The following is a 12056-nucleotide window of genomic DNA, read 5'->3' as shown; positions in this document are numbered from 1 at the left end:
CGCACCATTCTAGTGCCGTGCCGCGGCGGCGGCGTGCAGCCACGACGGCGGGGCTCAGGCCTGCCCGGACTCCAGGACCTCGAGGGCATACTTCAGATCCTGCGGGTACTCGCTGGTCACGGTGACCCGCTCCCCCGTCCGCGGGTGATCGAAGGACAGTGACCGGGCGTGCAGCCATTGCCGGGTCAGTCCCAGGGTGGCGGCCAGCCGCGGGTCCGCGCCATAGGTGAGGTCGCCGGCGCAGGGGTGGCGCAACGCGGAGAAGTGCACGCGGATCTGGTGGGTGCGGCCCGTTTCGAGGTGCACCTCCACGAGCGAGGCTTTCCCGAAGGCTTCCAGGACCTCGTAGTGGGTGACGGAGTCACGGCCGTCCTCGATCACGGCGAACCGCCAGTCGTGGCCGGGGTGGCGGCCGATGGGGGCGTCAATGGTGCCCGCCAGCGGGTCCGGCAGGCCCTGGACGACGGCGTGGTATACCTTGTCCACGGTTCGTTCTTTGAAGGCCCGTTTGAGGACGGTGTACGCGTTTTCGGTCTTGGCCACCACCATGACGCCGGACGTGCCGACGTCGAGCCGGTGGACGATCCCGGCGCGTTCGGGGGCGCCCGACGTCGAAATCCGGTAGCCGAGTCCGGCGAGGCCTCCCACCACCGTGGGGCCTACCCAACCGGGCGAGGGGTGGGCCGCCACGCCGACCGGTTTGTCAATGACAACGAACTCGTCATCGTCCAGCAGGATCTTTAGGCCGTCCACTACTTCCTCCACGATTTCCAGGGGGTCCCGGCGGTCCGGCACCACGACGTCGAGCACGGTGCCGGCGGTGAGCTTGAGGGATTTCCCGACCCTCTTGGCGTTACTGCTGACATTGCCTTCGGCGATGAGGACAGCAGCCTGGGAGCGGGAGATGTCCATCATTTTGGACAAGCCTGCGTCCACCCGGGCGCCTGCCAGGTCCTCCGGGACGGTGAATTGCCGGTATCCTGCAGGCTCAGAACCGGGCTCCCCGGCCGGGCTCTCGAGGCTAGACATCTCCGGGTCAGACATCCTTGGCCACCGCATCCTTCGTGTGGCGCGAGCCGTCCAGCGAAATCCCGCGCAGCGTGAGCAGACAGATGATCACGACGGCGGAGACGACGGCGGAATCGGCGATGTTGAAGATCGCGAAGTTCGGCAGCTGGATGAAGTCCACCACATGGCCCATCGCGAAAGACGGCTCGCGGAAAAGCCGGTCCGTCAGGTTGCCCAGTGCACCGCCGAGCAGCAGCCCGAGCGCCAGCGCCCACCAGAGCGAGCCAAGCTTGCGCAGCTGCATCAGGATCGCGACGGACACCGCCGCCATGATGATCGTAAACACCCAGGTGACGTTTTCGCCGATCGAGAACGCCGCCCCGGAGTTGCGGATGTAGAACCAGTGCAGCAGCGGCGGAAACACGGGGATCCGCTCGCCCTCTGTCATGGTGGTGGTGACCCAGAGCTTGGTCAGCTGGTCAAACACGTACGCGAACACCGCGAAGGCAGCGAACAGGACAAACAGCTTCGCCCGGCGCGGCCGGGTATGCACGGCCTGTGCGGCTTCAGTGGGCTGTGCGGCCTCAGTGGGCTGTGCGGCCTCAGCGGGCTGCGTGGCGTCTGGTGATGGTGCGTCAGTCATAGGGCTTTCGTTCGGGAGCCAGTACGGAGACCGGGGTATGGGCCCCGGCATGCCGGCACCGGAACCGGTGGCGGCACCGTACAGGAAGAAACAGTGCAGGAATGAAACAGTGCAGCAAAATGAAAAGCCGGCGGCCGAGGAGTCCTCAGCCACCGACTTTCAGAATACTTGGCTTTTGCCTTAGTTCGCTTCGCCAACCTCAGCGGCGGCAACGGAGCCGCGGGCATCGAGGTCACGCAGCTGGCCCTCGATGTAGGCCTTCAGGCGTGAGCGGTAGTCCCGCTCGAAGCCGCGCAGCTGTTCGACCTTGCGCTCCAGCACGGAGCGCTGCTGCTCGAGGGCACCCAGGATCTTGCGGGACTTTTCCTGAGCATCGTTGACGAGGCTGCTGGCCTCGATCTGTGCTTCAGCGATGATCTTGTCCCGCTGCTGCTCGCCGTCGGCGATGTGCTTGTCGTGCATCTGCTGCGCCATGGCGAGCAGGCCGGCGGCCGACTCGGAAGCCGGGGTGACCGCGCTGCGGGCCGGTTCGACTGCCTGGGCTGCCTGGGCGGCCTTGGCGGCCTGCTCGGCTTCCTTCTTCTTGGCGGCTTCAGCGGCCGCCTTTGCCTTGGCCTCGGCCTCGGCCTTGGCGGCGTCTTCCTTTTCGGCCTTGACGGGCGCCGGGACCTTTTCCACCACGGGGGCGGCGGCTGCGGAGCTGGCAGGCGTGCCGGCGCCGAGTTCGGCGAGCTTCTTGCGGAGCTCGTCGTTCTCCTGGTTCAGGCGCCGGAGTTCGACGACGATCTCGTCCAGGAAGTCATCTACCTCGTCCTGGTCGTAGCCTTCGCGGAACTTGGTCGGCTGAAAGCGCTTGTTGACAACGTCTTCTGGCGTCAAAGCCATCTGGTCACCTCGTTGGTCTAGTTAGTCAGTAGGCCTTCCGGCCGTCAAAACTACGGTACCTAAATATGGTCTGGTTCCTCTAATTCAACACCGCAGTGTCAAACCGGAGTTTCTAGCAGTTCGGGCCTTGGCCCGGGTCAGTCGCCTGCGTGGCCGCGGCGGCTGTTTATGCTGCGGTCGGCCGGGCCTACACCAGGCTCTTCACGATCCCCATCGCCAGGCTCACGACAACGAACAGCAGCAGGAACCCGATGTCGAGCGAAACACCGCCCAGCCGGAGCGGCGGGATGAGCCGGCGCAGGAGCCCGAGGGGCTTGTCCGTGACCGAATACACGGCGTGGGCAGCGACGAGCGCCATACCGCGCGGCCGCCAGTTCCGGGCGAACATCTGTACCCAGTCGTAAACCAGGCGGATGATCAGGGCCACGAAGAAAAGCAACAGTGCGATATAGACGAGCCCGAAAACAATTCCCATGAGCTAACTCATATCTCCATGTTCATTCCGGATACCGCAGTGTCCTAAGGAAAGTACCGCTTCTATTTCAACACGAATAATTCCGCACGGATGCCAGGCGGGTGTCCCCGCCTGGCATCCGTGCGGAATTACCGTCTCTAGCTTTGGTTGAAGAAACTGGCCTGCGTCTCGCTGACCTTCTTGTCATCGCCAATGACTTCGATGTACGACGGCGAGAGCAGGAAGACCTTGTTCGTCACCCGTTCGATGCTGCCGCGGAGGCCGAAAACAAGGCCGGCGGAGAAGTCCACGAGGCGCTTGGCATCGGCTTCGCCCATGTCGGTGACGTTCATGATGACGGGGATGCCGTCGCGGAAGCTTTCGCCGATGAGTTTGGCGTCGTTGTAAGACCGCGGATGGATCGTGGTGATCTGCCGGAGGCCGGTGGTCTCTTCGCGGCTCGATGCCGCACGCTTGATGGGTGTCACAGGTGCGCGATATTCCTCTTCAGCGGCGTAAGGCTCTTCCCGGGGGACCTCGCGGACGGGCGCGGGCGCACGTCGTTCCTCGCGGTCCTGCTCCATGGATTCGTCCTCATCCTTGTGCGGTGTGGGGTGCTCAGACTCGTAGTGTTCGTCGCCGTCGGCGAGCCCAAGATAGATCATTGTCTTGCGCAGAGCGCCAGCCATGCTCGACTCCTAATCTTGTCCGTAAGCGGGCCGCTTAATGACTAGACAGCCTTGGAATCCCCGCCGATACCTTCCAATACGTCGAACTTACCGCAGGCCCGGACGCGGACCGAGAATATCGGAGCCAATGCGCAGGTGTGTCGCCCCGAACCGGATCGCCTGCTCGAGGTCCTGGCTCATGCCGGCGGAAATTCCCGCGGCTTCCGGAAATTGTTCGCTCAACCGCCCGGAAATGCCGGCCAGTTTCTCGAAGGCGGCTGCCGGGTCCGCACCGAGCGGGGCCACGGCCATGACGCCCGCGAGCCGGAGTCCCGCGGCGCCGGCCAGCTGTTCGGCCAGTGCGGGAACGTCGTCGGGGGCTGCGCCGCCGCGGTGCACGCCGGCGTCGTCCTCAAGACTGACCTGGATGAAGCACTCCAGGGGCGGCCGCCCTGTGCGATCGCTTTCGACCGCCATCGCCTTGGCCAGGGCCGTGGCCAGGCCGGCCCGGTCCACGGAGTGCACGGCCCCGGCGTATCTCACCACGGACTTGGCCTTGTTGCTTTGGAGCTGGCCGATGAAGTGCCAGTTCAGGCCGAGGTCCTCCAGTTGCGCTGCCTTCCCCGCGGCTTCCTGATCCCGGTTTTCCCCGACGTCGGTGACCCCCAGCGAAGCAAGCCGCCGGACGTCCTGGGCCGGGTGGAACTTGGTGACGACAATCAGGCGGGGCGGCGTCGACTGCCGGCCCGCGGCCGCGACGGCGGCGTCGATCCTGCGGCGGACGGCCGAAAGGTTGGCCTCAAGCTGAAGCAGCCGGGGACCCTCCAGCACGTCGTCACGGTTCTCCCCCGATATTTCCCCCGGACGGCCAGCCGGCCCTGCGACCTGGCCCTCGACCGGCTCAGTCATGGCCCTGCGCTCTCTTTCCGTGTGTCGTGTCCGTCCACACCAGTCCGGCGAAGCGGCCGGTGTGGGGGTTACGGCGGTAGGAAAAAAGGTTCCCGTCCTCAAGGGTGCAGCCCCCGGAGTATTCCACCGCGACGTCCGCTGCCTCCAGCTGGCTCCGGACGCCTGCCGGCAGGTCCAGGCCCGGCGTGCCGGTGGAGGTGGTGCACCACGTGGCGGGGACGGCCGCGGCAACGTCGGAGCGCAGACCGTCGGGGACCTCGTAGCAGCGGCCGCAGACGGACGGGCCGATCCAGGCGCTGATGCTGTCCGCGCCGAGCTCACGCAGGCGTGCGACGGCGGCCGGCACCACTCCGGCGGCCACCCCGGGGCGCCCGGCGTGGACTACCCCAAGGGCGGGGGCGCCGGCCGGGCCGTCGCCGACCAGTACCACCGGCACGCAGTCCGCCACCATGACCGCCAGCGGCTCGGTCAGGGAGACCATGGCGTCGGCGGTGGGGGCGGCCGGTTCGTCCGCTGCGGTGTCCGATTTGCTGTCCGCTGCCGCGGGGCGGGCATCGCCCGTGGCGGTGCCGCCGCTGATGGTGGCGACGTCAGCGCCGTGGACCTGGTTCATGTACCGGAAGACGCGCCCGCCGAGTCCCGCGGCCGCCTCGAGCTCCTTGCGCCGGCGGCGGACCGCGCGGGGGTCGTCGCCAACGTGAAGTGCCAGGTTCCCGGCTCCGGCGTCGGTGAAGGCCACCCACACGCCGGGCCGGACTTCAGCCTGCCAGGAAAACAATCAGACCACCGCCGTCAACATGTCAGGAATTCTTGCGTTCATACGATCCACCGTAACCCGGCGAAAAGCAGCATGGCACCGCCGTACGGCAGTGCCATGCTGAAGCCGAACGATTTACTTGAGGAAGTCGGGGACATCCAGGTCATCGGAGTGGCGGCCGGACAGATCCGGCTCCACGACGGCCGGGAGGTCGACGTCGAAGCCTGAGTCGGCCGGTACCGCGGAGGGACGCTGCTGGCCCCAGCCGCCGTAGCCGGAAGCGCCCACGGTGGCGTGCAGCGGCTGGACCTGGGCGGAGGCGGGTGCCTGCGCCGGAGCCGGGGCCGCGGACGTGGGACGCTGCGGCGCGGCCGGCAGGGACTGGTCCATGGACGGCGAGGTGGCCTTGACGTCGTCGAAGCCGGCGGCGATGACGGTGACGCGTGCCTCGTCGCCGAGGGCGTCATCGATCACGGCGCCGAAGATGATGTTGGCCTCGGGGTGGGCGACTTCCTGGACCAGGCGGGCTGCTTCGTTGATTTCGAAGAGGCCGAGGTCCGAGCCGCCCTGGATGGACAGCAGGACGCCGTGGGCACCGTCGATCGATGCTTCGAGCAGCGGGGAGGCGATGGCGAGCTCCGCGGCCTTGACGGCCCGGTCCTCGCCACGGGCCGAACCGATGCCCATGAGCGCGGAACCGGCGCCCTGCATGACGGACTTGACGTCGGCGAAGTCGAGGTTGATCAGGCCCGGGGTGGTGATGAGGTCGGTGATGCCCTGGACACCGGAGAGCAGGACCTGGTCGGCGGAGCGGAACGCGTCCAGGACGGAGACGTTGCGGTCGCTGATGGAGAGCAGACGGTCGTTCGGGATCACGATGAGCGTGTCGACTTCGTCGCGCAGGGCGTCGATCCCGGCTTCGGCGGAGCCGGCCCGGCGGCGGCCTTCGAAGGTGAACGGACGCGTCACGACGCCGATGGTCAGGGCGCCGAGGGAACGGGCAATCCGGGCTACGACGGGCGCGCCGCCGGTGCCGGTGCCGCCGCCCTCGCCGGCGGTAACGAAGACCATGTCTGCGCCCCGGATGACCTCTTCGATCTCATCGGCGTGGTCCTCAGCAGCCTGCCGGCCAACCTCAGGGTTCGCGCCAGCACCGAGTCCACGGGTCAGTTCACGCCCGACGTCGAGTTTGACGTCGGCATCGCTCATCAACAATGCCTGGGCATCGGTGTTGATGGCGATGAATTCGACGCCGCGAAGACCGACCTCGATCATGCGGTTGACTGCGTTCACGCCACCGCCGCCGATGCCGACGACCTTGATGACGGCCAAGTAATTCTGCGGAGCTGCCACGTTACGTGTCCCTTGTTCGTGTACTAATGCGAAAACTGATCGAGCGGTGCTTGAAGCTTTGAACCTTAACCTTCGAGTTGAAGGTTATAGTTATGTCAAGTAACTCATGTCTGTGACGGTATTTCCTATGCCGGGGACATTCAATAACCGGGGCCGCGTGTCGCGGTAATACCGGGCAAATAGCCCCTGTATGTAGTCCTGCCGGGTGCTGGACGTCTCCTGGGCGTCCCTTCGGCCGGATTCCCGCCGTCACCGGAACCGTGCCGGGCAGCCGGGACCGCGGCCGGACTTGCCCGAACGGACCCCGGACTGGTCCCGCACCGCGGCGGAAGCGATGGCTGGCTATCGCGTGACGGGGTGCCGGGGGACGCTGACATCGTAGACCTTCACGGGATTCGCAGGGTCTGCCGGGACCTTCAGGAGGGCTGCGAGGACCCGCGCTTTCAGCTCCTTCTCCCCCGCGTTGCCCCAGACAATCGTCTGCCCGTCGACGAGTCTGAGCTCGACCGCGTCGGCGGAGGGGGCGGAGGCGTTGGAGAGCCGTGCGAGGACATCCGCCGGCAGTGCTCCCAGCACCGCGGTGATGGCCTGGAACAGGTCCTTGGGCAAGGTGCCGCTGCCGCCGTCGATCACCGGGAGCGAGACCGAGGTTGGATCCTTGGTGGTGCTGAGCTGGACGCCGTCCACGTCCACCAGCTGGAACGTGTCGCCCTGCTTGACCAGGGCCACCGGAATGCGCTCGGTGACGTGCACCTGCAGGGTGGAGGGCGGCAAGGCCTTCACCCTGACGTCCTTGATCTGGACCAGCGGCTTCAGGAGTGCGACGACGTCGTTCTCGCTGATCTGCGGCAGTGGCTTGCCCTGGAGCGGCGCCAGGGCGGCCTGGACCTGATCTGCACCCAACAGCCTGGTGCCCTCGACGGTGACCGTCCGCAGGGCAAGCACGGGCGAATAGACGGCGGTCGCGACGATCCCGGCGATGAGCACGGCGATGATGCCAATGGTGCTGAGCAGGATGCGTTTGCGCCGTTTGCCCTTGGGCTCCGGGAAGGACAGCACCTTGCCTGAGCCGGTGTCCGGCATGCCCTGCGGGCTCTGGGGGGACTGCGGGTTCTGAGGATTCCTAGGGTTCTGCGGCTTCGGCGCGTATCCGCCCGCCGTGTCGCCGGCGCTCTTGGACGCCGAAATGACGTCAGTGCCGGCCCCGCCGGACGGCGGCCGGGAACCGGGTCCGGAGGCATTCGGCCCGGAGGCATTGGTCCCGCCCCGGTAGGTGGGGCGCCTCGTGCTAGCCACCGGCGGCCTCGACCGTCAGGGCATCGACGATCTGCGGCCCGTAGGCCGTGACGTCACCCGCGCCGGCCGTGAGCACGATGTCCCCCGGCGCAGCGGCCGCCAGCACCGCCTGCACGGCTTCCGCGCCGGGGCCGACGAGGCTGCCGCCGGAGCCCAGGTGTTCGGCGATCAGCCCGCTGGTGACGCCGGGAATGGGATCTTCCCGGGCCGGATAGATGTCCAGGACCAGGGCCGTGTCCGCCGTGTTGAGCGCCTCGGCGAATTCGCGGGCGAATTCGCGGGTCCGGGAAAACAAGTGGGGCTGGAAGAGCACGTGGACTTTGTGCTGCCCGGCCACGGACCGAGCGGCGGACAAGGCTGCGCGGACTTCCGTCGGGTGATGGGCGTAGTCGTCGTAGACGCGGATGCCGCGCCCCTCCCCTTTGAACTCGAAGCGGCGCGAGGCGCCGGAAAAGTGCGCGAGTGCCCCGGCAGCGGTTTCCGGCGCGACGCCGAGTTCGATCGCCACCGCGAACGCTGCGGCGGCGTTGAGCGCGTTGTGCCGGCCCGGAACCTGGAGTTCGACGTCGAAGGTGCCCGCCGCCGTCGTAATTCCGATCCGGCCCGGTCCGGTCTCGTGCAGCCGGACAGCGGCGTCCGCCGCCGTCCCGTACAGGACCACACGGGTGTTGCCGCGGGCCGCTGTGCGTTCGGCGAGGGCTCTGGCGCCGGGGTCATCCGCGCAGGCCACCAGCACGCCGTCCGCGGGCAGCAGGGCCGTGAAGCTGTCGAAGGAGGCATAGACGGCGTCCGCGGTGCCGTAGAAGTCCAGGTGGTCCGGCTCGACGTTGGTCACCACGGCGATCGCCGGGCGGTAGTTCAGGAAGGAACCGTCGGACTCGTCCGCTTCGGCCACGAAGATCCGTGAGGTGCCGTGCGCCGCGTTGACGCCGAGGGCCGGAACGTTCGCGCCAATGGCGAAGGACGGGTCCAGTCCGGCACCCTGCAGCAGCACGGTGATCATGGAGGTCGTGGTGGACTTTCCGTGGGTCCCGGCGACCGCCACCACGGTGTCGTCCGCCATGGTGGCGGCCAGGGCCTCGGAGCGGTGCAGCACGGGGATCCCGGCGGCTCGGGCGGCGACGAGTTCCGGATTGTCGGGCCGGATCGCTGAGCCCGCGACCACTGTCTGGGCGTCGCCAAGGTTGCCGGGCGCGTAACCGACGGCGATCCGGGCACCGGCGGCTGCGAGGTCGGTCATGACCGGGAGCGCCTTCGCGTCGGAGCCGCTCACCGGGATGCGGCGGGCCACCATGATGCGGGCGACGGCGGACATGCCGACGCCACCGATGCCGATGAAGTGCACGCGGCCGAGCGATGCCAGGGAACGCGTGCCGTGTTGGGGCTGGGTCATAGCTTTACCGCTTCCTGCTGTGCTGGTTCCTGCTGTGCTGATTCGACGTCGCAACCTCGAGGACGAGATCGGCCATGCGCCGGTCTGCGTCCCGGATGCCGAGGCTTTCGGAACTGGCGGCCATCCGGGCCAGCCTGTCCTTGTCCAGCAGCAGGGGGATGATGTTGTCGCGGATCCAGTCAGCGGAGAATGCTTTGTCGTCCACGATCAAGGCGCCTCCGGCGGCCACCAGGTCCGCGGCGTTCAGTGCCTGCTCGCCGTTTCCGATGGGCAGCGGGATAAAGACGGCGGGGACTCCCACGGCGGCGACCTCGCATACCGTGGCGGCGCCGGCCCGGGCCAGCAGCAGGTCCGCCGCAGCGTACACGGTTTCCATGCCGTCCACGTATTCGACCTGCCGGTAGCCGGCAGCCTCGAGCGGTTTGCCGTCGGCGTCGTGCACCGACTTGCCGCGACCGGTGATGTGCAGGGTCTGCACGCCGGCCTCGGCGAGGGCCCCGACCGCCGCGGCGAGGGACCGGTTGATGCTCTGGGCCCCTGAGGAGCCGCCCGTGACGATCAGCGTCGGTTTGTCCGGGTCCAGCCCGAGCGCCTGCCGCGCCCCCGCCCGCGCAGCAGCGCGGTCCAGGCCCGAGATCTCCGGGCGCATCGGCATGCCCACGTGGCGGGCGCGGCCGAGTTTGGTCGCGGCGAAGGCAACCGCCACGTGGCCTCCAAGCCGGGCGCCGACCCGGTTCGCGAGGCCGGGGCGGGTGTTCGCCTCATGGACCACGATCGGGATCTTCCGGCGCCGGGCCGCCAGGTACATCGGCGTGCACACGTAACCGCCGACGCCTACCAGGACGTCAGCCCCGGCCTCGTCCAGGATGGTGCCCGCCTGCTTCACGGCGCCGGCCATCCGGCCTGGAAGGCGGAGCAGGTCCACGGAGGGCCTGCGCGGGAGCGGGACCCGGCTGATCGTGGCCAGATCCAACCCGGCTGCCGGGACCAGCCGTGCTTCCATCCCGCCGGGGGTGCCGACGGCCAGGAGCTGCACGCCCGGCCGGGACTGACGGAGGGCGCCGGCGATGGCCAGCAGCGGGCTGATATGACCGGCGGTTCCGCCGCCGGCAAGGACCACGGACAAAGGCGACTCAGTGTTCATGAAGGGCTGTTACGCTTTCGTGCGGTTCTTGGGGACGGGTGTCTTGGGGACGGGTGTCCTGGGGGCGGTGTTCTTGGGAGAAGGGTTCTTGGGTGCACTCGGCGCCGGGTTCCTGGTGCTGCTTGGCTTAGCGTTCGCGGGTGGTTTTCCGGCGGCCGTCGCGGCCGGACGCGCGGCGCCCTGGCTGGATGCCTTGGTGGCCACCCGGGTGGCGCGGGCGCGCCGCACCGAATTTGCGAAGGCGGCCGGGCCGAACCTGAGCATCTTCTTGGGCTGCATGCCCGGGTCCATCTGGGCCCGGGCCAGGGAGAGGACGACACCGATGGCGCACAGCGACATCAGCAGGGCCGAGCCGCCGTAGGAGATGAATGGCAACGGAACACCGATCACCGGCGCCAGCCCCGTGACCACGGCCATGTTGACGCTCGCCTGGCCCAGGAGCCAGACCATGATGGCGCCGGCCAGGACGCGGTGGAAAATATCGTGCTGTGCGACGACCACGCGGTAGATGGCGGTGCCGAGGATGGCGAAGAGGACCAGGACGACGAGTGTCCCGACCAGTCCGAGTTCCTCACCGATGATCGCGAAGATGAAGTCGTTGTGGGCTTCAGGAATCCAGCTGTACTTCTGCCGGCTCTGGCCGAGTCCGACGCCGAACCAGCCGCCGGAGGCGAGCCCGTACAGGCCGTTGGTCGACTGGTAGTTTAGGTCGGAGCCGTCGGCGCAGGTCTGGCCGGTCCATGACAGGATGCGGCACATGCGGTTCGGGTTGGTAACGGCAAGGATCGTCGTGCAAACGGCCAGCACCGCACCGGCAATCGCGAAGAGGTAGAGCCGGACGCCGGCGAAGAACAGCGCGGCCGCCACGATGATCATCACGATCATCGCCGTGCCGAGGTCGTTTCCAGCGAGGATGAGCCCGAGGACCACCGCAGCCCCCGGAACCGCGACGGGAATGAGGGCATGGCGCCACTCGTGGAGGAGCTTGGCCTTGCGGTCTAGCACCGTGGCCATCCAGAGCGCCAGCGCGAGTTTGGCTGCTTCGGAGGGCTGGAAGGTGAACGGGCCGACGTCGATCCAGTTCTGGTTGCCCAGGGCGCTGCGGCCCACCAAGAGGACCAGACCCAGCAGGGCAATGGCCAGGAACATGACCGGCCACGCGAAGCGCCTGAGCCAGACGACGTTGACGCGCGAGAGGACAAACATCGCAAAGACGCCGATCGCGGCGAATCCGCCCTGCTTGAGCGCGGCGGAGTAGGGTGACTCCCCCGCCGCGATGGCTTCGACGCTGGAGGCGGAGAGGACCATCATGATGCCGATCGCCGTCAGTGCCAGGGTGGAGCCGAGGATCAGGTAGTACGTGGATCCGTTGCGGGACTTGCCGTTGCCTTCCAGCGCGGACCAGAATCGGCGGTACCAGGCCCGCACCCTCGCTGCGGGAGTGACGGCGGCCACCGGGAGGGCGCTGCTGCCGGCGGATTTGCCACTGGCGGCCCCGCCGGCAGCGGGCCGAACCGCCGTCGTACGTGTGGGCGTGCTGACCATT

At 67.8% G+C, this 12056-nt stretch carries 12 protein-coding genes; all 12 read right to left on the bottom strand.

Annotation, left to right across the window (positions count from 1 at the left end):
- Positions 1 to 54 precede the first annotated feature (54 nt).
- Positions 55 to 1029 (bottom strand): RluA family pseudouridine synthase, encoded by a 975-nt coding sequence (locus BLR03_RS17515; RefSeq protein WP_302846600.1) that lies wholly within the window; start codon positions 1027 to 1029, stop codon positions 55 to 57.
- Positions 1030 to 1036: 7 nt separating this feature from the next.
- Positions 1037 to 1651 (bottom strand): signal peptidase II, encoded by a 615-nt coding sequence (gene lspA / locus BLR03_RS17510; protein ID WP_091255140.1) that lies wholly within the window; start codon positions 1649 to 1651, stop codon positions 1037 to 1039.
- Between the two features lie 180 nt (positions 1652 to 1831).
- Positions 1832 to 2536: a DivIVA domain-containing protein gene (locus tag BLR03_RS17505; RefSeq protein WP_091255137.1), complete on the bottom strand. Its 705-nt coding sequence runs from the start codon at positions 2534 to 2536 to the stop codon at positions 1832 to 1834.
- A 187-nt stretch (positions 2537 to 2723) separates the two neighbouring features.
- Positions 2724 to 3011, bottom strand: a complete 288-nt coding sequence (locus tag BLR03_RS17500; protein ID WP_091255135.1) for a YggT family protein — start codon at positions 3009 to 3011, stop codon at positions 2724 to 2726.
- 137 nt (positions 3012 to 3148) lie between these two features.
- Positions 3149 to 3679 (bottom strand): cell division protein SepF, encoded by a 531-nt coding sequence (locus tag BLR03_RS17495; RefSeq protein ID WP_091255134.1) that lies wholly within the window; start codon positions 3677 to 3679, stop codon positions 3149 to 3151.
- An 87-nt stretch (positions 3680 to 3766) separates the two neighbouring features.
- Positions 3767 to 4567: a YggS family pyridoxal phosphate-dependent enzyme gene (locus tag BLR03_RS17490; RefSeq protein WP_091255133.1), complete on the bottom strand. Its 801-nt coding sequence runs from the start codon at positions 4565 to 4567 to the stop codon at positions 3767 to 3769.
- The gene (locus BLR03_RS17485; RefSeq protein ID WP_091255131.1) at positions 4560 to 5345 is read right to left on the bottom strand and encodes a laccase domain-containing protein; all 786 of its coding nucleotides are present in this window, start codon (positions 5343 to 5345) and stop codon (positions 4560 to 4562) included. The genes BLR03_RS17490 and BLR03_RS17485 overlap by 8 nt, the downstream gene beginning before the upstream one ends.
- A 114-nt stretch (positions 5346 to 5459) precedes the next feature.
- A complete protein-coding gene (gene ftsZ / locus BLR03_RS17480; RefSeq protein WP_091255129.1) occupies positions 5460 to 6677 on the bottom strand; it encodes a cell division protein FtsZ in 1218 nt (405 codons plus the stop codon).
- A gap of 342 nt (positions 6678 to 7019) precedes the next feature.
- A complete protein-coding gene (locus tag BLR03_RS17475; RefSeq protein ID WP_091255128.1) occupies positions 7020 to 7973 on the bottom strand; it encodes a cell division protein FtsQ/DivIB in 954 nt (317 codons plus the stop codon).
- Complete coding sequence (gene murC / locus BLR03_RS17470) at positions 7966 to 9366, bottom strand: UDP-N-acetylmuramate--L-alanine ligase (protein ID WP_091255127.1); 1401 nt, start codon at positions 9364 to 9366, stop codon at positions 7966 to 7968. The genes BLR03_RS17475 and murC overlap by 8 nt, the downstream gene beginning before the upstream one ends.
- 4 nt (positions 9367 to 9370) lie before the next feature.
- Positions 9371 to 10510 (bottom strand): undecaprenyldiphospho-muramoylpentapeptide beta-N-acetylglucosaminyltransferase, encoded by a 1140-nt coding sequence (murG, locus tag BLR03_RS17465; RefSeq protein ID WP_091255125.1) that lies wholly within the window; start codon positions 10508 to 10510, stop codon positions 9371 to 9373.
- A 9-nt stretch (positions 10511 to 10519) separates the two neighbouring features.
- Positions 10520 to 12055 carry a putative lipid II flippase FtsW gene (gene ftsW, locus BLR03_RS17460; RefSeq protein ID WP_091255124.1) on the bottom strand — a complete coding sequence of 512 codons (1536 nt, stop codon included), beginning with the start codon at positions 12053 to 12055 and terminating at the stop codon, positions 10520 to 10522.
- Position 12056: the final 1 nt, after the last annotated feature.

Source organism: Arthrobacter sp. ok909 (assembly GCF_900104405.1).
Classification (GTDB): Bacteria; Actinomycetota; Actinomycetes; order Actinomycetales; family Micrococcaceae; genus Arthrobacter; species Arthrobacter humicola.
The sequence above is the reverse complement of the archived record's forward strand: the minus strand, read 5'-3'. Positions and strand labels throughout refer to the sequence as shown.